The organism is Leptospira wolffii serovar Khorat str. Khorat-H2, assembly GCF_000306115.2.
Taxonomy (GTDB): domain Bacteria; phylum Spirochaetota; class Leptospiria; order Leptospirales; family Leptospiraceae; genus Leptospira_B; species Leptospira_B wolffii.
This window is the reverse complement of sequence record NZ_AKWX02000007.1, coordinates 284192-305355: the sequence shown is the minus strand read 5'-3', so window position 1 is coordinate 305355 and position 21164 is coordinate 284192. Positions and strand designations below refer to the sequence as shown.

General features: G+C 45.7%; 20 protein-coding genes and 2 pseudogenes. 6 read left to right on the top strand and 16 right to left on the bottom strand.

Translation table 11 applies throughout. From position 1 onward, the window contains the following. Positions 1-174 precede the first annotated feature (174 nt). Genes LEP1GSC061_RS05700 through LEP1GSC061_RS05690 form a run of 3 tightly spaced genes read right to left on the bottom strand, consistent with a single transcriptional unit; the run spans position 175 to position 2824 of the window. A complete protein-coding gene (locus LEP1GSC061_RS05700; RefSeq protein WP_016544329.1) occupies positions 175-1200 on the bottom strand; it encodes an alpha/beta hydrolase family protein in 1026 nt (341 codons plus the stop codon). A 59-nt stretch (positions 1201-1259) separates the two neighbouring features. Further along, a complete protein-coding gene (locus LEP1GSC061_RS05695) occupies positions 1260-1772 on the bottom strand; it encodes a chemotaxis protein CheX (RefSeq protein ID WP_016544819.1) in 513 nt (170 codons plus the stop codon). Continuing rightward, positions 1763-2824: a hypothetical protein gene (locus LEP1GSC061_RS05690; protein ID WP_016544192.1), complete on the bottom strand. Its 1062-nt coding sequence runs from the start codon at positions 2822-2824 to the stop codon at positions 1763-1765. The genes LEP1GSC061_RS05695 and LEP1GSC061_RS05690 overlap by 10 nt, the downstream gene beginning before the upstream one ends. Positions 2825-2891: 67 nt before the next feature. Between LEP1GSC061_RS05690 and LEP1GSC061_RS05685 the strand changes: the two genes are divergently transcribed. After that, positions 2892-3635: a class I SAM-dependent DNA methyltransferase gene (locus tag LEP1GSC061_RS05685; RefSeq protein WP_016544444.1), complete on the top strand. Its 744-nt coding sequence runs from the start codon at positions 2892-2894 to the stop codon at positions 3633-3635. A 140-nt stretch (positions 3636-3775) separates the two neighbouring features. After that, positions 3776-5194, top strand: a complete 1419-nt coding sequence (gene lpdA / locus LEP1GSC061_RS05680) for a dihydrolipoyl dehydrogenase (protein WP_016544343.1) — start codon at positions 3776-3778, stop codon at positions 5192-5194. Positions 5195-5208: 14 nt separating this feature from the next. Here lpdA and perRB read toward each other — a convergent pair whose 3' ends face one another. Then, positions 5209-5661 (bottom strand): peroxide-responsive transcriptional repressor PerRB, encoded by a 453-nt coding sequence (gene perRB, locus LEP1GSC061_RS05675; RefSeq protein ID WP_016545065.1) that lies wholly within the window; start codon positions 5659-5661, stop codon positions 5209-5211. 230 nt (positions 5662-5891) lie between these two features. On the opposite strand from perRB, the gene LEP1GSC061_RS05665 reads away from it, so the two are divergent. Continuing rightward, the gene (locus LEP1GSC061_RS05665) at positions 5892-7367 is read left to right on the top strand and encodes a sodium:proton antiporter (RefSeq protein ID WP_016544845.1); all 1476 of its coding nucleotides are present in this window, start codon (positions 5892-5894) and stop codon (positions 7365-7367) included. 40 nt (positions 7368-7407) lie between these two features. Here the strand turns inward: LEP1GSC061_RS05665 and LEP1GSC061_RS05660 are convergent, their stop codons facing one another. Next, positions 7408-8451, bottom strand: a complete 1044-nt coding sequence (locus LEP1GSC061_RS05660) for a hypothetical protein (RefSeq protein ID WP_198014249.1) — start codon at positions 8449-8451, stop codon at positions 7408-7410. Beyond that, entirely contained in the window at positions 8417-9031 is a 615-nt protein-coding gene (locus LEP1GSC061_RS05655) for a helix-turn-helix domain-containing protein (protein WP_016544611.1), read from the bottom strand. The genes LEP1GSC061_RS05660 and LEP1GSC061_RS05655 overlap by 35 nt, the downstream gene beginning before the upstream one ends. Positions 9032-9129: 98 nt before the next feature. Here LEP1GSC061_RS05655 and LEP1GSC061_RS05650 point away from each other — a divergent pair, with 98 nt between their 5' ends. Together LEP1GSC061_RS05650 and LEP1GSC061_RS05645 are read left to right on the top strand one after the other, a co-directional pair. Continuing rightward, positions 9130-9837, top strand: coding sequence for an RluA family pseudouridine synthase (locus LEP1GSC061_RS05650; RefSeq protein ID WP_016544445.1), 708 nt, complete (start codon positions 9130-9132; stop codon positions 9835-9837). Positions 9838-9866: 29 nt separating this feature from the next. Next, positions 9867-10712: a Rossmann-fold NAD(P)-binding domain-containing protein gene (locus tag LEP1GSC061_RS05645; RefSeq protein WP_016544554.1), complete on the top strand. Its 846-nt coding sequence runs from the start codon at positions 9867-9869 to the stop codon at positions 10710-10712. A 42-nt stretch (positions 10713-10754) separates the two neighbouring features. Here the strand turns inward: LEP1GSC061_RS05645 and LEP1GSC061_RS21815 are convergent. The 6 genes and pseudogenes from LEP1GSC061_RS21815 to LEP1GSC061_RS05615 all read right to left on the bottom strand — a co-directional run. Further along, positions 10755-11045: pseudogene (locus LEP1GSC061_RS21815) on the bottom strand (type II toxin-antitoxin system VapC family toxin); the annotation flags it as partial. After that, positions 11042-11292, bottom strand: a pseudogene (locus LEP1GSC061_RS22085) (ribbon-helix-helix protein, CopG family). The pseudogenes LEP1GSC061_RS21815 and LEP1GSC061_RS22085, both read right to left, overlap by 4 nt. A gap of 42 nt (positions 11293-11334) precedes the next feature. After that, positions 11335-12162: an HAD family hydrolase gene (locus tag LEP1GSC061_RS05635; protein ID WP_016544884.1), complete on the bottom strand. Its 828-nt coding sequence runs from the start codon at positions 12160-12162 to the stop codon at positions 11335-11337. 5 nt (positions 12163-12167) lie between these two features. Continuing rightward, the gene (locus LEP1GSC061_RS05630) at positions 12168-12986 is read right to left on the bottom strand and encodes a M23 family metallopeptidase (RefSeq protein WP_198014248.1); all 819 of its coding nucleotides are present in this window, start codon (positions 12984-12986) and stop codon (positions 12168-12170) included. A 407-nt stretch (positions 12987-13393) separates the two neighbouring features. Further along, complete coding sequence (locus tag LEP1GSC061_RS05620) at positions 13394-13804, bottom strand: thiol-disulfide oxidoreductase DCC family protein (protein ID WP_016544376.1); 411 nt, start codon at positions 13802-13804, stop codon at positions 13394-13396. 72 nt (positions 13805-13876) lie between these two features. Further along, on the bottom strand, positions 13877-14923 hold the full coding sequence (locus LEP1GSC061_RS05615; RefSeq protein WP_016544573.1) for a 3-oxoacyl-ACP synthase III family protein: 1047 nt from the start codon (positions 14921-14923) through the stop codon (positions 13877-13879). Between the two features lie 117 nt (positions 14924-15040). On the opposite strand from LEP1GSC061_RS05615, the gene LEP1GSC061_RS05610 reads away from it, so the two are divergent. Next, positions 15041-16492 (top strand): MBOAT family O-acyltransferase, encoded by a 1452-nt coding sequence (locus LEP1GSC061_RS05610; RefSeq protein ID WP_016544666.1) that lies wholly within the window; start codon positions 15041-15043, stop codon positions 16490-16492. Here LEP1GSC061_RS05610 and ccrA read toward each other — a convergent pair. From ccrA to LEP1GSC061_RS05590, 4 genes are read right to left on the bottom strand one after another with little or no spacing between them, the layout of a single operon-like run. Beyond that, on the bottom strand, positions 16489-17700 hold the full coding sequence (ccrA, locus tag LEP1GSC061_RS05605) for a crotonyl-CoA carboxylase/reductase (protein WP_040508085.1): 1212 nt from the start codon (positions 17698-17700) through the stop codon (positions 16489-16491). The two genes, LEP1GSC061_RS05610 and ccrA, sit on opposite strands and share 4 nt — an antisense overlap. Beyond that, positions 17697-18827, bottom strand: a complete 1131-nt coding sequence (locus tag LEP1GSC061_RS05600; RefSeq protein ID WP_016544787.1) for a DUF1574 family protein — start codon at positions 18825-18827, stop codon at positions 17697-17699. Before LEP1GSC061_RS05600 ends, ccrA begins: the two co-directional genes overlap by 4 nt. A gap of 3 nt (positions 18828-18830) precedes the next feature. Continuing rightward, a complete protein-coding gene (locus LEP1GSC061_RS05595; RefSeq protein ID WP_016545083.1) occupies positions 18831-20384 on the bottom strand; it encodes an AMP-binding protein in 1554 nt (517 codons plus the stop codon). After that, the gene (locus tag LEP1GSC061_RS05590) at positions 20385-21164 is read right to left on the bottom strand and encodes an SDR family NAD(P)-dependent oxidoreductase (RefSeq protein WP_016544840.1); all 780 of its coding nucleotides are present in this window, start codon (positions 21162-21164) and stop codon (positions 20385-20387) included.

The following is a 21164-nucleotide window of genomic DNA, read 5'->3' as shown; positions in this document are numbered from 1 at the left end:
CCAAATGGTTTCGGAACGGAACGAGCAGGTTATTCCTTTTCGCGTTTTTAAGTATAACCCATACTCGCCGTTATAGGGTTCGGAAAAACGAACTCTCACCTAACCCGTAAAAAAGACGAAAGGGGGCCTACACTTAAGGACGGAATAATTTGGAAAAAAATAACGTAAACTCTATTAGAGTCCCGTTTTTTTGAGAAAAAATCCCCAAAGACCGGCCAATTTAGGAATCTCCCCCAATTGGGTATAAAACGGCAGATGGTCCCCGTGCGTGATAAGCCTGGACTTCAGAAGGACGGTCTCTTCTCTTCCGAGCCCCAGCAAGGAAGAATATAGATTTTCCGATTCGTCCGGAGATATGACCGGATCGTCGAAACCGTGAAGTAAAGCCAAGGGAGAATTCCAAGCCTGTAAAAAGTTACTGGGAGAGTTGCGAAAAATGAAATTGGGAGGAAGGTTATCCAGAATCCCGATAGCCAGGTCTTTACGAAAATCCGCATCCGTTTTAACCCGCGAAACGAAGTCCTTCTCTTCCGTTCCTAAGCCTTCCCAAAGAAAGGACCCCTTCTCCTCGGATCCGCTTCTATGCAAGCCGTTGTCCAAGGCGGTCTCAAAATAGAACTCTTCCAAACCTTTTAGGTCGGGACGCATCTTTCCAATAAAATTATAAAGTAGAACATGTACCGCATACGGATCCGATTCGTAATTGGAAAGAGTGAAAGGAAGAGTATGACTGAAATCGGAATATCCTCCTACGAGTAAACAGGCCTTCAAAAGACGCTGCTCTTCCGGACCGGAAAGCGCAACCATCCCCATCCCGGCGGAAAAACTTGCTGACAAAAAGGAGATCGGCCCTCCTGCCCGATCCGCAATGGAACGAAAGAGTCCTCGGATATTGGGAACGGTTTCGGTGGACACTCTAAGTCCTTGTATCTCCGGAAGTTCGGGCAGAAAGACATTGGCGCCGCTATTCTTGATATGGGTGGCGAGAGTCAGAATTCTAGGGTCGTCTATCCCGCGAGCGCTCATTCCATGCTGGATATAAACCGTGGGAGAATTCGGCCCGGAAAAAAGAAGCTTGGATCGGAACGTCTTTCCGTCCTCGGTTTGGATTTTCCCTTCCTGGAATACCCCGGAAGGAGAGTCGATTAGCTCTGCGTATTTTAAAAGAAAGGAAAGTCCTTTGGCTGCGTATCGGATCATCTGAAAGAATTAGATGACGAGTGTTGAAAATTTTCCGTTCGTTTCCAGCCTTTTTTGACTCAGTATTTTTTCATGAGAAGAATGAGATAGACTCTTCCCAGATATTCCCGCGCGTCCTTATCCTTCAGGAAATAGATTAGAATGTACTGTCTGTACTGCTCTAAATCCACCGGCACTAGTTTATTGTTCAGATTTTCCGGAGGTAGTATATCCATCTGGAACCGACCCAATTTCATTTCGGTGATGAGTTCCGCACAGATCTGATTCGCGAACTCCAGCATGATGGAAGCCGCATGACTTCTGATGGTAGGATCGATATGAAAGGATCTGGCAATCTTGGGAAGTAGCTTCAGTTTGGTATAACCGTCCATTCCCAAAAAGAGTCTCCCCGTCGCCTCGCCTTGGAACTCCACGGAAGTGCAATTTTCGTAGCAAAGCCCCTCGTTTTTGGAAGGCCCGAAAGCCTCGCGAACCGCTTGTATATGCAGGTTCTTTTCCAAAAACTCCGGAAAAATCTGGGATATGGTTAGGATGAATTTTTCATCCAATAAGGGATCTAGATTTATAGACATACCAAACGATTCGGTCCTTCTTCTTTAGAAGAATGTAATGCACGTTTCGCCTTGGGTTCCCACTCCGAATCCGATCTTCTGATTCGAACCGAGGCCCCGACGTTCAAGGAAACCCTATCCGGTCCCAAAAATTCCATCAATCCGGAAAGAGATTCCTGAAAACGGATCCAATCCTCGGGAGAAAGTATCGCGGCTAGGCGGTTTTTTCTCACTCTGGAAAGGGGGTTCGAATCTCCGAATCTCTCCTTCCACCATCTTCCGAAACTACGAAACTCCACAGCGAGGTCTCCTGATTTCGTAAATTCTAAGAAGATTAGGATTTTCGGTTCTTCTCCGGTTTCCTTTTCCCTTTCGCAAGTCTGTGCGAAAAATGAATAAGAACCCCAACCCGTTTCCGTATCCTGGGATTCTCCACCCAGAATCAATCCTTCGATAAGGCGATCTAATGCGGGATTGAGATCGGGGAGAACGGAATCTATCTCGTTCTTCCTGCGCAATTCTCCCAAAGAAGCAGACTCCCATTGCAACGGCCAAACCATGGTCCCCGGTTCCGCCGGCAAAGCCTCTTTCCTTTCGGAAGGAAATATAAAAAGGTTACCGGATCTTGTGGCGACGATTTCCAGCTTGCCGGATGAGGAACGAAGAAGCACCTCCCAAGAATCCGAGCCGGAAGGAATCGATTCTAAAAACGTTCGAACCGCCTCCAAGGTCTTTCCATGGATGGGTAGATAAAAGGAATGGTGGTATTCTTCCGTATTCTCCTCTTTCTCGAAATAAGTTTTGGAATCGAAAATCGTCGTCTCTTCGGACACCGACTCGAAAACCGGAAGTTCGGAAACCTTCGTATCTACTTCGGGATCGGAAACGGTTTGCGGTTCCTCCGGAACGGATTTCCGATCGATCTGAGAATGTACTACGTATCCGAAAAGAGACAGAAGCGCCAAAGATACGCTACCCAAGGCCAATACCTCTCCGTCTATCCAAACGGAGCTAGGCAAAATTGCGGGTTGGAAATCGAAAAGAATTTTAAAAAAAGCGGGGAAATAATGCATCTTTACCGGACTCCGTTCCGTTACTATATGTAACGGGCTTTCCGAAGCCTAGCTCAAACATTTTTCCATGAAACTCTACTCGGAATTGGCGGAATACTACTTCGATATAGAAAGAAGCGCTAGAAAATTCGAATTGGAGACCCAATTTATCGACCGCCTTTTTCGAAAACATAGGGTTAAGAACATCCTAGATCTAGGCTGCGGCACGGGAGAGCATGTTACCCATTTCCAGGGTTTGGGTTATAAATCCAGAGGAGTGGACTCCTCCAATCGAATGATTGAAATCGCCAAGAAGAGATACTCCCATTGTAAATTCGAAGTGGGAAGTATGCAATCTTATAAATCCGGCGAACAATGGGACGGTATCATCAGCCTATTCGGTTCCTTCAATTATCTACTCACCAACGAAGAAGTGGAATCGGCTCTCAAGAACCTGGAAGCGAATTTAAAACCGGCGGGTATTGCGGTATTAGAAGTTTGGAATGCGGAACCTTTGCGCAAGATCAAACGAAAAGCGATCACCCCGGTCTCCCAAATTAAGGCGCGCAATACCACCATCCAAAGGAATCGCGGATTTCGGCTCGTGAGAGCGGACCAAGCGACCGTAGTAGAAGTGAACTATATCTATAATCTGAATTCCAAGGAGATCAAGGACAAGCATCTGATGCGCGCGTATTTCCTGAATGAATTCCAGAAAATGCTCTCCAAACATAGGATGGAAATCCTACAGGTGTATTCGAATTACAACGAGATCAAATTCAGAAGTAACGCGAGTAGAATGATCGTCGTCCTAAAAAAGAAAAGCGCTTAAGGGACTTCCTTCTTCCGGGAATCCTTCCTTTTTTTCCTAAAACTGTTCCTACAAAATTCTAGAGAAAAGAGTTCGGAAGATCCGAAAACTTCTTTCTATACTCTCTTGTCCGATCCAAACTTGGATCCCGGAGGAATCAAATGGCCGAAAACTACGACGTAACGGTGATTGGTGGAGGGCCCGGTGGCTATGTAGCTGCGATCCGTGCTTCCCAACTCGGTTTGAACGTTTGTCTAGTCGAAAAAGATAAATTAGGCGGGGTCTGTCTGAACTGGGGTTGCATCCCTACCAAGGCACTTTTGGAATCCGCGCATTTATTGGAAACGGTACGCAAATCCTCCTCTTTCGGCCTGCAAATCCCGGAAGTAAAACCCGATTTTCCGGGAATCGTAAAAAGATCCCGCGGGGTCGCTGATACTATGTCCAACGGCGTGGATTTCCTCATGAAGAAAAATAAGATTTCCATAAAGAAAGGAAGCGCCGTCTTTAAGGATAAGAATACGATCTGGCTACCGGATACCTCGAAGGAAGAGATCCGATCCGATTATTTCATCATCGCCACGGGAGCACGTCCCAGAGAATTGCCCGGCCTACCTTTCGATGGGGACAAGGTACTTTCCAGTAAGGAGGCGATGATCCAAGATACTCCTCCTAAGAGTCTGGCGATCATAGGTGCGGGTGCGATAGGAATCGAGTTTGCTGATTTTTATTCCAGTATGGGCACGGAAGTAACCGTGATAGAAATGCAGGATAGGATTCTTCCATTAGAAGATCCTGAAATATCCAATCTTCTCAACCGCAGTTTCCAAAAAAGAGGGATCCAACTTTTAACGAGCGTGGGAGTCTCTGAACCGAAATTGGAAGCAGACGGAGTCTCCCTTCTTCTCAAAGGAGAAGGGCTGAAAGCCGAAGGAGAAAGAAGATCCTTCTCCAAAGCATTAGTGGCAATCGGTGTGGTCCCGAATACGGAAGGAATGCAACTGGAGGAGATAGGTGTCTTCCTACAAAAAGGTTTCGTAAAGGTAGACACTAAATTCAAGAGCAAAGTCCCGAATATCTATGGAATCGGGGATTGCATAGGAGCCCCCCTTCTCGCTCATGTGGCTTCCCAGGAAGGAATCAAGGCCGTGGAAGCGATCTCCATCCAAAAAGGAAACCCTCATTCGTTAATATACGAGCCGATAGACTACCAAAAAATTCCGGCATGTACATATTGCCACCCGGAAGTCGCTTCCGTTGGACTAAAAGAAGAAGAAGCTAAGAAATCCGGAATCGATGTGGTTATCGGAAAATTCCCTTTTCGCGCGAACGGTCGTGCTCAGGCATTGGGAGAAGTCGAAGGAATGGTCAAGATCGTAGCCGACCGAAAAACCGGAGAGATCTTAGGCGCCCATCTGATAGGTCCGAACGTAACGGAACTCTTGGGAGAATTGAGTTTGGGAATGGGATCCGAACTGACTCTGAAGGATTTTGCGGGTAGAATACATTCTCATCCTACGCTTTCGGAAGCGGTGATGGAAGCGGCTGCCCAGGCATTAGGAGAGGCGATCCATATATGATCGCCTAATCCGAATCAGTCGACGCGAGACGCCTTGCCTTCCATGGTACCGGAAAAAAGAATGTCCACCTTATTGACCTTGAATTCGTTTGGAAGTTTGGAATCCAGAGTGAGAAGGTTCGCATCTAAATCGTGGAATTTCCCGGTCTTTTCGTCGAAGAAATGGTAGTGATCGTCTATATTGCTGTCGAACACCGATTTACCCAGACAGGAAAATTTAAATTCTCTTAATAGGCCGGCGGAAACTAATACGTTTAGAGTATTATAAACCGTAGCCAGGCTCATTTTTAAGGAGCGTTGGTCCACCCATTCCTTGACTTCCTCCGCAGTGGGGTGGTCCGCTTCGCAAAGAACGTATTGGCAAATGGATATCCTTTGCATAGTAGGTTGGATGGAAACGGACTTTAGACGGTTCTCGATTTCGTCCGGTGTTAGGCAGTATCGGTTCTTTTTATGAAAGTCGGTCATCGTCGTATTCGGACCTACATTGGTCCAAGCCTCTAATTATCTGACGGTTTCCCAAGCGTGAAAATGGAGTAAAAAACTCCTTCGGCGGATTCCTTTTGAAAATCCTAATCCGGGTAAAGAATTCGGCAATACAAAAACCCTTATAAAAAACCTCGAAAAGAAGGGTTTTTCCTTTGAAACGTATCGGAATATCGATAACCTGACGAAAAATCTTTGAAAAGCAGAGAACGATGAGAAACAAATTCTTTACTACACTTCTTCTTCTCTCCCTGGTCTTTACGGCTTCTCTTTTAGCGGAACCCGAGACCCAAACCCCGCAGAATCTGGCACAATCCGAATCCGCCACGGAGCACGGAGGAGCGGATCACCAGGAACACCAAGCTTCTTCCCACGATGTGCAAGGAGAGGATTTACCTATTTGGTCGGTGATTCCATTCGTTTTGATCCTGCTCAGTATCGCCCTTCTCCCCTTGGTTTCCCATACCACGGCGCATTGGTGGGAGCATAATAATAACAAGCTCCTTCTCGCCTTAGCTCTTGGAGGAATTTCCTTCGGACTACTCATGGCTCACGGTTGGTGGGGAAAGATTTTCCATACCATGGTCTTCGATTATATTCCTTTTATCATTCTTCTGGGAGCGCTCTTTTATATTTCCGGAGGTATCGTTCTGAAAGGCGATATCGAAGCCACTCCCGTAAACAATACGATCTTTTTGATCGTAGGAACCTTTCTCGCGTCTTTCATCGGAACGACGGGAGCCTCCATGCTTCTTATCCGTCCTCTCTTAAAGACGAACTCGGAGAGAAAGCATGTGGTTCATACGGTGATCTTCTTTATCTTCCTAGTATCCAATATCGGAGGGTCTTTGACTCCTTTAGGCGATCCTCCTCTATTCTTAGGTTATTTGCAGGGAGTTCCTTTCACTTGGACCTTTAAGCTTCTTCCGGAAATGCTGATCGCTTCCGGGCTTTTACTCGTGATCTACTTCGTATGGGATACGATCGCTCACGGAAAAGAAACCAAGAAGGATATTCGCTACGACCGTTCTCATAGACAACCCATCGGTCTGGAAGGTCAGGTAAATTTCCTCTGGCTATTGGGTGTCATTCTATCCGTAGCATTCCTGAACCAAAACTATATCCCTGCTATCGCCGATAATCCTTATCTTGGATTCGTGAGAGAAGCGGTTCTAATCGGACTCATCGCATTGTCCAAGGTGACCTCGGATCCGAAACTAAGAGAGAAGAATAAGTTCACCTTGGGACCGATCCAAGAAGTGGCTTATCTCTTTATCGGTATCTTCCTCACTATGATTCCGGCCCTTCTTTTATTGGAACACCATGGAAAAGAATTGGGCATCACCCAAAAATGGCAATTCTTCTGGGTAACGGGAGGTTTTTCCGGAGTACTGGATAACGCTCCAACCTACCTCACCTTCGTATCCTTGGCAAAAGGTCTATTAGGATTCTCCACGATGGGACAGATCTTAGCGGATCCTGTAGGAGAAGAACTATTGAAGGCGATCTCCGTGGGAGCAGTATTTATGGGGGCTCTTACCTATATAGGTAACGCACCGAACTTCATGGTGAAATCCGTAGCCGAGGAGAATAATGTGAAGATGCCAAGCTTCGGAGGATATGTTGTGTATTCCCTCCTGCTACTCATCCCCACCTTCCTTCTTCTTACCGCGATATTCTTCCTGTAGGAACATCCGATTCTCCGTCCCGGAAAAAAGGACGGAGAATTTAATCCTCTTCTTTGATCGGAGTGAATACCACCGAATGTAAGGATCTATAAGAGGATTTTCCGTCCTTAGAAATCTTCTCCGTATACAATACTTCGGCCTTGGTGTCCTTAGCCGGTTTGTAGATTAGGATTTGATTCACCCAATCGTAGACGGAGAGAGAATAATCGATCACAGTAACTGCGACCTGAAAAGGAAGAAAGCGGGACTTATTCAGAGGTTTCAGCTCCCTTTCCTTAGGAATCGCAAGCCATTTGTACATTCTCGCGGATCGTCCAATATTCTTCACATTTTCCCATTCCAATTTGGTTTCCGGAAGACTCGCCTCCACTTGGCGAAAATTCACTCGGACAGGAACGGATTTTTCTCTAGACTCTTTGATGGCTGTGGATAATTGCAGATCGAAAGTATCCTCGTCCAGATACTCCACTTCGTTGCATCGAGAGAATACGGTTTCGCAGATATCTCCGTATCTTTTATGAACTAAAAATATGAGATGAATGTTTCCGTTGCCGGGATGGTACAGTACTTTTGCGTTATATTCTCCCGTCGGCTTGAAATAGATTCCGCGGTAAATTCTTCTCACCACGTTCCATCCGACGAAACCTACCTCCTTCAATACGGGAGGTTCGGGCAAATCCAGACTTCGGACTGCGATATGCAATTTTTCGACGGCAACCCTTCCGTCTCGTTTAGAAATTTCTAATAGAAAGTCCCTTAGGTCCTCGAGTTCGTCGTCTCCTAACTTCAAGGGTTTTTCGGAGACGTCTATCAATACCTTGCCGGCATTTTCTCCCAGGAGTCTTTTGAGTTCGGATCGTCCTCCCTTAGATTCCAGTTCCGTGAGAGTATAGCGGACACAATCTTCCGGACGACAGGATATCTGTTCTTCATAACGATCCGGGCCGAAATATCCCGAACTAGGAGGTTTCGTTTCCGCATCTTCTCCGAATACGGAAAGATTAAAAAGAATGAGTGAGAGGAAAAAAAGGAAAGAGAGAAGCCCCGATTTAGGAGGCTTCGTCCGTGTATTCCATGACCAGATACATGAGAGTCTCGGTATCGGTCGGGTTGATATACTCGTGAGGAACATCCGCTCTAAAGTAAACAGAATCCTTAGCATCCAATTCCACCACCTTGTCGCCCACTCTGAGGCGCAATTTTCCTTGGACCACGACCAGGTTCTCGGTGGTTCCCGCCTTATGAGGCTCGGCAACTTCTATCCCACCCGGTTTTAGAATCAATTCGTAGAATTCCACCCTTCTCCCTCCGATGAACGGAAAGAGGGCCCGGCTAGAATATACTTTGGAGCTGGAATATAAGACTTTGGTATTCTCCGCTTTGAGAAGAAAAACTCCCTCGGTCCCTTTTTCCTTTAACAATTCGCTGAAAGGAACGTTCAAGCCCGTAGCGATCTTCCATAAAACGGCGATTGTAGGAACACTTTTTCCCTGCTCGATTTGGGAAAGCATGGCCCGACTGACTCCGCAACGGGAGGCCAGTTTATCCAGGGAAAGTCCCTTGGTATGGCGAATTAATTTTAGGTTTTCTTTAACGACTTCTGTAATATGTTCGCTGGAGATGAGTTCTTTTCCGTCCAGCTCTTCCGCATCGGCCTGCTTCATACCTGATTCATCCAATATAACGGAAGAAGTGTCAATCGAATTTCAGAGCTTTCCGGACAGACTGGAAAAGAATCCGTTAGTTCTGTAAGATTTCCAGTATGTCCTCCGCTAAAACCGACGGCAGCCGTTTTTCCATCCCGATTCTATACCGAAAAGGATTCCTGCTCGCGGCCGATAAACCGGCAGGAATTCCGATCCATGCCACATTGGATCCTAAGAGAGAGAATTTCGAGGCCTTGGTTTTAAAGCAGGAAAAATTGCCGTATTTGCGTTTAGTCCATCGATTGGATCGGGATACGAGCGGACTCGTTTTATTCTGCACGGATCCGGAAAGGAATAAGGATGCGGATAGCATTCTTTCCGAATCCGAGAAAACGTATATTTGCATAACGGAAGGAGTAGCAGAGGAGGAAGAATTTAGAGTAGAGTGTTTCCTGAAAGAAGGAAAGGATAGAATGATCTCCGTAAGGTCGGGAGGAAAAAAAGCGATTACCGATTTCAAAACCTTAGGAACAAATCCGAAACTAGGACTTTCACTTATCCAAGCCAGATTGGTTACGGGCAGAAGGCACCAGATCCGTTTCCATTTGGCCTCCATCGGGATTCCGATATTGGGAGATAAAACGTACGGGTTCGACCCTCCTAAGAAGAAATCGGGATGGAAGATGCCGGATCGCTTTCTATTACATTCTTACCTACTCAAATTCAAAAACGAATTCGGAGAAGAAATCTCCCTTAACTCTCCGATTCCCAAGGATTTCTCTTCTTATCTTTCCTTTTTTTCTGGAATACATCTGCCAATCTGAGTATGCTGGTTCCTCGTTTGGAGGGATGTATGAGCGAGTCGCTTGCATTGATCGTAGGAGGTTCGGGTGCGGCCGGACAGAGCGCAATCGAAGCCTTTCGGGAAGATACAAAACGATCGGGTAGAACGTGGAGGATTTTATCCACTACGTCCGGAGAGAATCCGGTAAAAGGATCGGACAGAACGATTCCTTTCATTCAGTTGGAGGATCCGGGCGCATCGATTCCCTCTATTCTAAAAGCGTTGGAGAGCGAATCCGGAAAAATCGATATTCTAATATACACTCCCGCCAGAGGAAATCTGGGTTATCCGGTGGAGGATACTCCCGATGCGGATATCAAATCCGGGATGCATTTTTGTTTCGATCCCATGGTCGAGCTGGAGAAGAAACTTTCTCCCAGATTGACGATCGGTTATTCGGCATATTATTATCTTCCCCACTTACTCACCTTTTACGGATCCTTAGCTTTCATCAAAAAGAAAATGGAAGAATGGGCGATAGAGAAACCCCAGTCCCGTAAAATCATTCGGGCGGGTACATTCTTCAGCCAAAGCGTAAGAGGAATCACGATCATCCTACAGAGACTCGCGAAATCCGCTTCTCATCCGGACCTGCAAAGATTGATGGAGGAACAAAAAAATTCTGGCAAAAAGTTTCCGGATTTCTTTCTGGATTATATTCAGGAAAGAGAAAAGGAAAGCTTCGGTAAGAATTTTCCGAATACTCCCTATAGAATGACGGAACCCGAAGATCTCAAGAAAGCTCTATTAAAAATTTTAGATGGAGAGAAAGCCCCTATCGTATCCTTGGTGGGCGACTGGTCCTGGACGGAGGATAAACTTCCTTCCATGCCGGGATATTTGCTGGCAAGATAGGGATTTTTTCCGAGCGAGAAAAGGAAGCGCGAATATCCTTAGTGCCGAATCTTCTCGGCATTCAGGATATTTATCCATAAAATAGTAAATGAGCGGAAAATGCTCGTTATCCTGATTTAGCATCGTGATCGCTCCGTCTTGGATACATTCGATTAGCGAGTTTTGGATTTTCTTATTATCCGAAAATAGATAAGAAACTTCCGTAACCACGGCCAAGTTAGCAAAGAGTCTACCCCTAAACTCTTTAAGAAAGGAACGAATCGAATTACAATAAGAATCCGACTCGTCGAAAAAGGCAACGATCGGACCCGTATCTATGATCGCCTTGATCATTCGCCCTTACTCTTTTTCTTTACGGCCTCTTTGATATACTTCTGGTGATTTACGGACTTATCCGACTTGCCGCTTTTATATTGGCCGAAATATTTCCGGCCTAATTCGTAAGCGGAAGGCCTTCGGGAGACATTATCGATATAATATATTAAGGATTCCTTGATTACTTCGGATTTGCTCTTATTCTCGAGCTCGGCGACTTCGGCAATTTTTTCTCCAAATCGGGAGGCAACCTAAGGCTAATCATAAAAACGCTCTTGTATTACATATATAATACAAAAATACTTTATCAACCCAGAATTATCGGAACCGTTTTCCAGTCGGATACTTTTTGGATAAGGGTCCCTTGGGGCGGAATCTTCTTCTTACCTCTATCCAAGAAGATCCCTCGGATAGAAGCTTCTTCTAACATAGGAAAATCGTTTTCGGAATCCCCGAAGGCTAGTTCGAAACGATCCTGTCCGCTTGCCTCTCGGAACAATTTCACTTTTCCGATTCCGTAGGTAAAAGGTTCCTTTAATTCGGGAATCAAAACTCCGCCACTTTCTTTCAGGCGCATTCCTAGCACGTTCTCTTTGGATATACCCCAGAGTTCGGAAACTTCCTGTATGACCAGGTCCGGAGAGGCGGTAATGATTTTGATATCGGCGCCTATTCTTCTCAATTCGGAAACCAGTTCGAACATTGGTTTATAAGCTTGTACGGATTCCATAGAATCGCTTTCTTGCTGTCTTTTCCAAACGATAGAAGCGGTCTTGGACAATTCGGATGCAGGTCTTCCGGAAAAAATCCAAGTGGACCAACGGTATCCCGCTTCGAGACCGCCCTTCTCTATCTTGGATCCGTAATATTTCCAAATTTCCGCGAGAAACTCTTTCGTGTCCGATCTTCTCAAGGATTCCATCTGCTCCGCCTTGCCCGGTTCGGGAAAGAAGGGAGAAAGATCCGAAACCCAAGGAACTCCTTCGAAAAGAAGTTCGCACATTACCGCTTCTCCGAAATCCTCTCGGACAAGAGTATTATCGAAATCGAATACTACGGACCTATCCCTCCGACCGGTCAGATATTCTTCTAAAAACGAAAAGACTTCTGGGGACCAGTCGGAAGAAGGGAGCAATTGGATTATTGTTGGATGGTTTCTTTCGCGATCGCGACTTGCGCTTCTTTATCCGCTAAGAACGGAGGAAGATAATGTTCCGGATTCAGAACCACGTTTTGGTATCTCACTTCGAAATGCACGTGAGGTCCCGTGGTATGTCCCGTATTTCCGGAAAGGGCTAGAACCTGTCCCTTCTTTACCTTATCTCCTTGTTTCACGAACAGAAGAGAATTATGCGCGTATAAAGTCTGGATTCCGTTGATCTGAGAATGTTGCAGAACGACTCTTAGACCATAGCCTCCGTCCCTCTTAGAATCCACAACCACTCCGTCGGCGGCAGCGATCACTATGGATCCGTTTGGACAGGCGATATCCACTCCCGCATGGAGAGCGTTCCAACGTCTTCCCAATCGGGAAGTCACCCTGGAATATTTGAAACTCAAGGGCCAAATCAATTCTCTGGAATCGGAAGTGAAGATCTCACGACCTTTGTCCTCTAAAAGAAGATTGCGTACATAATTGGAGTTATAGGGAAAGAAGATGGGTTCGGAATGAGCGATCTTGCTACCGTCATGGATCCCGTTTAGGAGCCTCACTTCCCGATCGGAAGTGCCGAATTTATGGTATAAGTCCTCTAAGGACTCCTTAACCTTACCGGGAACGATCCAAATCCCTTCTCTAGATTGGTAGGTTTGGATAAACTCGTTATCCACCTTTACTTCTTCCAAATTTGTGTTCGCGAAGGATTTCCAGGAAAGTAGAATCAACAGAGCCGAGGCTCCAGCAATCGCGATCCGAGTCGTGTTCCTTTTCATTTGGTTCTTTCCTTGTTGCGCCGCCAAAAATTCTCGTAAGAAACCGAGTCTGTTCTTATGATCGGCGGAAAAATTCCGAAAGTTCAACCTATCCTCCTTGTCCACGATCTTGGGACAAGGATTTTTCACCAACTAAAACTTTGAGAAATTACGAATTCCAAGGATATTGAACGAAAATTAACGATAATATCCATTTTCAATCTATATCAGCCAAATTTGGATGATTTTGGCAGAATTTAGAAAAAATCAAAAGAAATACTTAAGGGGTAAGGTAAAAAATACTGTTTCTTCTAAAAGTTTTCGGAAAAAGGAAGAAGTTTCCGTCTATTGCCCTTCCCCTTCTTCTATCGTCTTTAGACATAAACCCCCATACTTAAAGGGTCCAAAATCCCCTCTTTTTGGCCCGAATTCTTAAAATCGGTCCAGTCGGAACTTCAGCCTAAGATTCTCTCCTTCAATTCCGGAGTAGGCATCCTACAAGCCTCGGTTTTACCGAACCATTTGTATCGATTCTTAGCGATAAAATCGTAAAGACTATCTCGGATCCTTCCGGGAAGAATGATCCCTAATCGGAAAATCTTCCAAGGCCAACCCAAATAGCCGGTGATCCTTAAGACCGCATCCGATTTGGAGAATAGACCTTTGCCGTCCCAGACGAGAATGCTATCCACAGCCTCGACCTGCGACTCTAGCCCGTTGTCGGATACCAACTTTTTTGCATATTCGGACTGCAGACTCGCGAATCGTAAGACTCTCTTTCTATCCAAGTCCAAAAGAAGGTTCACCGTTCCGTTACATAGATTGCAGACTCCGTCGAACAAAACGATAGGACCGGTGGGATTCATACCTTTTAGACTGGAACGCCCGAATTTTTAGAAAAGCGAAAAACCTTTTCGATTCTTTTATAAAATTCGAATTTAGGTCTGGAGTAGAATTCCACCCCAAGCGATCCCTCCGCCCGCCGCGGACAAGAGTATCCTTCGATTCTCCCCGTTGGAACTCCTACGATAACGATCCAAGGCGATTAAAATACTAGACGATCCGCAATTCCCGACCTCGCTCACCAAATCCAGAATATTATCCTCTTCGATCCCGGCGCTTTCCGCCGCGACTCGGATCAAATTGCGATTCACTTGGTGAGGAATGAGATAATCGGGTGCAGGACTTCCGTCTTCCTTCCAAAAATTCCCGGCTTTCTTCCAAGCTTCTAGTAGGAACTCTTCGGGAATCTTTCCGTATCTAAATTGATACTCTTCGTTTCGGACCTCTCCTCTAGGAGGGAGAATCCCGGGAACTCCCATGGCATCCGTATGAGAACCGTCGGAATCCAAGCACCAGGAGAGAACGCCTTTATCTTTTTCCTTATCCCTGCTCAGAACCACAGCACCTCCTCCGTCCGACGCGGAATATAGCACCGTAGGATCCAGATTCGCAACCTTAGAAAGAGTTTCTCCCGCCAAAACCAATACATGCTCCGCTCCCGAATTCAAAAATTGGAAAGCGGTCACCATACCGTATATCGAAGAAGAGCATCCCGCCTTCATCTCCAGACTTGCGGAACGAATCCCTAATCTACCCCCAAGGATCGCTCCTAGAGAAGTCGTATATTTGGGAGAAGTCGTGCTAACGCAGATAAGAAGGTCGATCTCTTCCGGTAGAAGTTTCGCTTCTTCTAATGCGATTCTTGCGGCCTCTTCCATCAGATCGGCCGAGGTCGCCTCCCCCTTCTCGGGAGCCTTTCCGGGAACGCTCACCCAATATCTCTTTTCAAATCCGTATCGTTTTTTATAATATTCCGGATCCCAAGAATGGGAGCTAAAGACTTCCTTCCATTTTGCCCCATATTTCAGAATATGGATTTCTTCGTTCATCCAGACTCTTCCATATTTCGACGGAAAGGCGGCCCCCGTTCCGGAAATATGAATGCCGGGAATTCTTCCGCCTTTGAGTCCGCTTTTTTTCATTCTTACCGTTTTTCCTTCTTTCTCTTCCGGGAATTCGTTCCCGGATCCGTCTCGTCTTTTGAACTTTGAAAAAGCTCTTGTAATCCGCAATCCGTTTCCGAAAACTTATGAGCAAGCATGCTCTTCGTCAGCTTCGAATTTCTCTTTTTCTTCGTTTTCGTTTATCTGATCTATTGGATCCTGCCCGCGGGTAGTTTCCGATTCTACTTTCTCTTAGCATCTTCCCTGGTATTTTACGGCACCTGGAGCATTCCTTTTCTATTCCATTTATTAGGAATTCTAACTTTTAATTATTTCGGTTGGGAGGCCTATCGCAAAAGAAATAGCAAAGCTGTCTTTATTTTTATCCAAGCGACTAACGTTCTCAATCTGGCATTCTTCAAATATTTCTATTTCTTTTCGGATCTTCTTTCCGATCTCCTCGGCTTGCCGGGACTCTCTGAAACAGTTCTGAGAGAAAGCCATAGGACGATCGGATACGAAATCCTACTCCCTCTTGCGATCAGTTTTTACACCTTCCAAGTCATGTCCTACGGCTTCGATCTGCGAAACGGAACCTACACCGCAAAGCATAGCTTCTGGGAATTCGTTCTATTTATTTCTTTTTTTCCACAGTTGATTGCCGGACCGATCGTCCGCTCCCAGGACCTACTTCCTCAAGTCCGTAAACTAAAGGAAGGAAGTCTTCCTTTTCCCAGCTTAGGATCCGTTCAGGACGGGATCTGGCTTATTCTCTCCGGAATCATAAAGAAGATATTTATCGCAGACCAATTGCTTAGGTTCATACAACCGGTATTTTCTCCCGAGATCCAATCCGTAGGCAAACTCTCTCCTTGGTTTCTTTGGCTTCTCTCCTTCTCTTTTCTTGTCATGCTATATGCGGACTTCTCCGGATATTCGGATTTGGCCAGAGGACTCGGTAAACTCCTGGGTTTCGAGCTCCCGCTGAATTTCAAGGCGCCCTTCCTATTCTCCTCCTTCGGGGACTTATGGAAAAGATGGCACTTAACGTTTTCCACCTGGATCCGAGATTATATCTTCATTCCCCTGGGAGGCAGCCGAGTCTCCGAGGGAAGACTTTGGCTCAATCTAACCTTTACCTTTTTGTTAGGAGGTCTATGGCACGGAGCCAAACTTCCTTTCGCACTTTGGGGAATCTGCATGGGAGTCTTCTTGAGTATCGAAGCAAGCTTAAGCAAAAGGCAGATGTACGAATTCAAGACTCCATACTCCAAAATTCTTCATAGGATCCTAATTTGGTTTCTCTATCTTTCTTCCGGAGTATTCTTCTTCGCACCTAACGCTTCCTGGGGATGGGAAGCCATACTCAAAATGACCGGAGGACTATTCTCTTCCCAGGAAGCGGGAATCTACTTACCGAATCCGGAAGGTTTTCTACTCTCCGTATTTGCAGTATTTCTTTTCCAGTTAGCCGAAGAATACCCGGAAAGTCTGGTGTATTTTAAAAAAATAGAATATTGGTTGCTACCCATAGCAGCGATTCTTGTCGCGCTAGGCATGACTCAGTTTCTTTCGGGAAGAACAGATTTTTATTACTTCCAATTTTAAACGGAGACTGAACCGACTCTTGCCACCAGATTGCCGGGAGGTTGGCGATTCTCCATCATCTCCCTATGCGCGATTGGAATCTCTTCGAAAGAATAGACTTTGGAAATTCTAGGTTCCAATATTCGGTCGCGAAAAAGTCCAAGTAGGCGGGAACATTCCTCTGGGTTTGCAAAATGGGAACCTTGGAATCTTTTTTGGGAAGAAACGAAGCCTCGTAAAGGCAAGCTTCCTAGATATCCGGTAGTTCCTCCGCAGATAACGACCATGCCTCCCTTGGCGCATAGCTCCATAGAAGTAAGAACCGTTCTTTCTCCGGAATGTTCGATTACTATTTTAGGATCGGATCCGGTTGCGTCCGATATTTTGGAGCGGATTTTTCCGATCTCTTCCAAAAAGAGCGGATGCTCGTATGAAAGATCCCAATGAGAATATTCCGTTCTGATAATACATTCTTTGGCGCCTAGTTTCCGGCAAAACTCGGCCTTATCGGGATGATTCACGACTGCGATGGGAAAACCTCCCCAGGCCGAAACGATCTGTACTGCGATCGCACCGACTCCTCCGGCTCCTCCCCAAACGAGTACCGTATCTCCTTTTTGTAATACATTCGGCTCCCAACGAGTGAGCATACGTAATGCTGTGGCTCCCGTAAGCATAAAGGAGGCCGATTCTTCCCAATTTAAGTTTTTAGGTTTGGGTAGGCATTGGTAAGCCTTTGCCTTGCAGAATTGCGCAAAGGATCCGTAATTCGTTTCGAAGCCCCAGGCTCTCATCGTCTCCGAAAAACAAGGATCTCCCCCGCCTAGAATCCAGGGATCCGATAGATCGAAATATCCGGGTTGGACGATCACCTCGTCTCCGGGTTCCACCCCTTCCACCTTTGTTCCGATTTTGACTACGATGCCGGACGCGTCCGATCCTCCTATATGAAAGTCCTCTCTCTCTCCGGATCGATTGCGATAAGAGATCACATCCAATGGATATCCTAAGCACGCCCAAACATGATTATAGTTCAGCCCGGCCGCCATTACCGCGATCAACACATCGTCTTCCTCTAATTCAGGGACTGGAATTTCCTCCTCCCTAATTGCTTGATCCGGATTTCCGTATCTACTCCTTCTCACCACTTGGGCGAGCATTCTCTTGGGAATACGATCCGGAGAAGGTATTTCGCCTAACGGCAAAGTGTCGGATATGAGGAACTTCATTTTTCAAGGACCTCTTTTTCCAATAGATAGACGGTTAATTCCGGAAAACAACCTCCGCTTAGATGGTAAACGTCCGAAAATGCCCTACAAGAAACCCGATTTTCCTCTTGGGGATCCGCGATCCTCCATTTCCAATCCGGGTTTTCTCTCCCCGTTTCCCAAACGATTTCCAAGAGGGCTTTCTTGGTTTGGGAGATATGGGATAGCTTGTCCAATTCCTTCGCAAAACGATCCGGAAAAATAGGCCAATAGACTATGGTGGGGATTTTTTTCTCGGCAAAACTATCCAATAGGCTTTTATAATACTTCTGTTGGCCATCCAAAGCTTTGTAACCCAGGAAATAACGGGAAATTCCCTCCTCTGTCTGCCTATGCAACGCCTGATACGAAGTATCTCCCAAATACAGATTCGGATAGGAACCTCCTAACGCCAGAGTTCTATCCAAAAATTCCTTCCTAAATTTTTCCTTTAGAAATACGGCCCGTTCTTTCTTTCCCTCCGAAGTATCGAAATATTTCCAATTTTCCGAAATCCCTTTCGTGCTGATCGTATAGGAGTAAATCGGAAAGATCACCCTACTAAAATAGAATACCGTTTCTTCGAAATTCCATCCTGGACGGCTTAAATCCAAGAGCCGATTCCAAAATCCCCTCAAAATGAAGCCTGAATCATAGGAGTTATCCAGAGTGAAACGGACCGATTGTTCCCCGAATTGAAACACATCCGATTCTAATATTATAAATTTAGGATATTTTCTCGTTTTATAGGATAGCGCTTCAATTTTTTCCCACCAATAATAGTAATAAGAAGGGCACCCCATTGGCACGTTAAAACTATAGAGAAGTAAGTCCTTTTCTCCTATCACTTTTCGGACTTTCTCCGGCTCGAAAGCGCTGGACTTGGAGGTTCCGAAAACGATTCCGTAGGGCTTGGGTTCTTTCGAAAGGATATTCTTCTCGAGGTCTTGGAATATTAGAATCTTGGAATCGAATACGATCCTTTCAATATTGGAATAAGGGACCGTCAAGGCGAGAACGGGAGAAGTCGCTAAAAGCCTTAGCACCGACCAAACGCCGAACCCCAAAAAAATCGGATATAATAGGACTTTATTCCGGAAGAGATCCAAACATCAAACCTCTACGGATTCCTCGGAAAATCTGGATCGCAATTCTCTGCGTAGCACTTTTCCGGAAGGATTTCTGGGAAGCGAATCCACTATAAAAAATCTTCTGGGCATCTTGAAGCCTGCCAGTCTTCCCTTGGCCCATTCACAAAGGTCTTCCAAAGAAGGATATTCTCCTTGCTTAGGGACCATTGCAACGGATACTGCTTCTCCATATTCCGGATCCGGTAATCCGAAAACGGCCAAGTCCGAAGCCTTGGGATAACCGAATAATTCTCTTTCTATTTCCGCTGGATAAAGATTCTCCGCTTTCGAAACGATCATATCCTTCTTTCGATCCAGAATATAGATATAACCTTCCTCGTCCATAGATCCCAGGTCTCCGGTCTTGAACCAACCGTCTTCGCCCAAAGTTTCGGAATTTTCCTTAGGACGATTCCAATATCCTATGCCAACATTCACTCCTTTTAATTGGATTTCTCCGATTTCTCCGTTCTGTAGAATTTGCTCGTTCTTTCCGACGATTCTAGCTCTCATACCCGGGACTGGTCTACCCGAGGATTTCCTTCTTTCTTTCCAAACCGGATCTTTTGCATTTTCTAATATTCGAATATGATCGTCGTATCTGAGAAGCGTGGCGATTCCCGTGGTTTCCGTCAAACCGTAGGCCTGAGTGAACCCGCAGTCGAATAATTCCACCGCCTTAAATAGAACCTCTTCCGAAATCCCGGAACCTCCGTATTGGATATTTCTCAAATAAGAATAGTCGAATTTTGAGGATTCGGGATGGGAAACGATTGCCTGAATCATCGCAGGAACGAGTAACGCATTCGTGATTCTTTGGGATTGCAGAAGATGCATCACTTCCGAAGGATCGAATTTCTTTGTGAGATAATTGGTTCCTCCGGGAATGAATCCGAGCATTGTATATCCCACTCCTGCGATATGATAGAACGGTCCGCAAACCAAATTTCTGGAATCCGATCCGAATCCGGGAAGCTCCAAGGCCAGATTCCGGAGAGTCTCCAGTAGATTCTCGTGAGTGAGTAGCACTCCTTTGGGGAATCCGGTGGTTCCGGAAGTATAGAGTTGTACCACCACATCTTCCCTTTTAGGAGGGATAGGAAATTCGGAAATATTTGGATTCGCTCGCAAAACCGAAGAAATTTCGGAAATCTTGAGTTCGGGCATTCTTTCTTTTAAAGAAATATTATACTCCTCGAAGTCTTTTCCTAAAAACAATAGAGTCGAGCCGGAATCCTTAAGGATGAATTCTATCTCGGGAAGAGTGAGTCTCCAATTGATCATCACCGGAACCGCTCCATAAAGAGCCGCTCCCAAAAATAGGAATAAAGATTCGGGAGAATTATAATCCAATACCGAGAATCTCTCCCCCTTTCGTATATGATGAGAATCTAAAAAATCAAAAGCGGATAGAGAAGCGGACTCCAATTCCTTATAGGACCAGAATCTTCCTTCGAAATACAATGCGGGTCTATCTCCGTGAACGGAGGCCCTATATCGCATCAGTTCCGGAATATTCTCGTAAGTGGTCTTCATTCAATTCTCTCCGATTTTATTTCGCAAAGGCCAATTCAAATGTGCGCCGCCCGTAGCATACAGATTAGTGCCGGTGATATAGGATGCCTCGGGAGACGCTAAAAAACCGATCACGGAGGCGATTTCCTGGGGCCGAGCCGCTCTTCCTAAAACGCTTAAACCTTCTAATTCTTGGAATCTTTCTTCGGAGTAATTTTCCCTGGTTCCGGGAGTATCCACGAAACCGGGCAGAACAGTATTCGCCGTAATTCCGTATTTGGATTCCTCCAGAGCCAGGGTTCTAAACAAAGCCTCTAAGGATTTTTTTTCAATAGAATAGGCGGATTGCCCTGGGCCGGCAAACTCGGAAACGAGAGAACTCACTCCTATCCACCTGCCGAAACCCTTAGCTCTTTGCTCCGGCAAACAAAGAGGAAAAAGAAGATACAGATACCCCATTGAAGAAGATAATTCCTCATCCCAATCGGAACGTATGAGTCTCTTGGCTGGTTTACGGGAATGATAATTGGCAAGAACGATATCCGGAATTCCCCAATCTCGGATCGTCGATAGAATCGCTTGAACGGAATTTTTATCCGAAAGATCGCAGGTTTCCATTTTATGACCGACACCTGGAAGCTCGGCTAAAAGCGAATCCAAACGAGAAGTGTTCCGGGCAACTCCGAAAACCTTCGCACCTTCCTTTGCGAATAATAAAGAGGAAGCTTTTCCGATTCCCTGACTCGCTCCGGCCACAAAGACTCTTAATCCGGTAAATCGATCGCTTGAAGTTTGGGACAT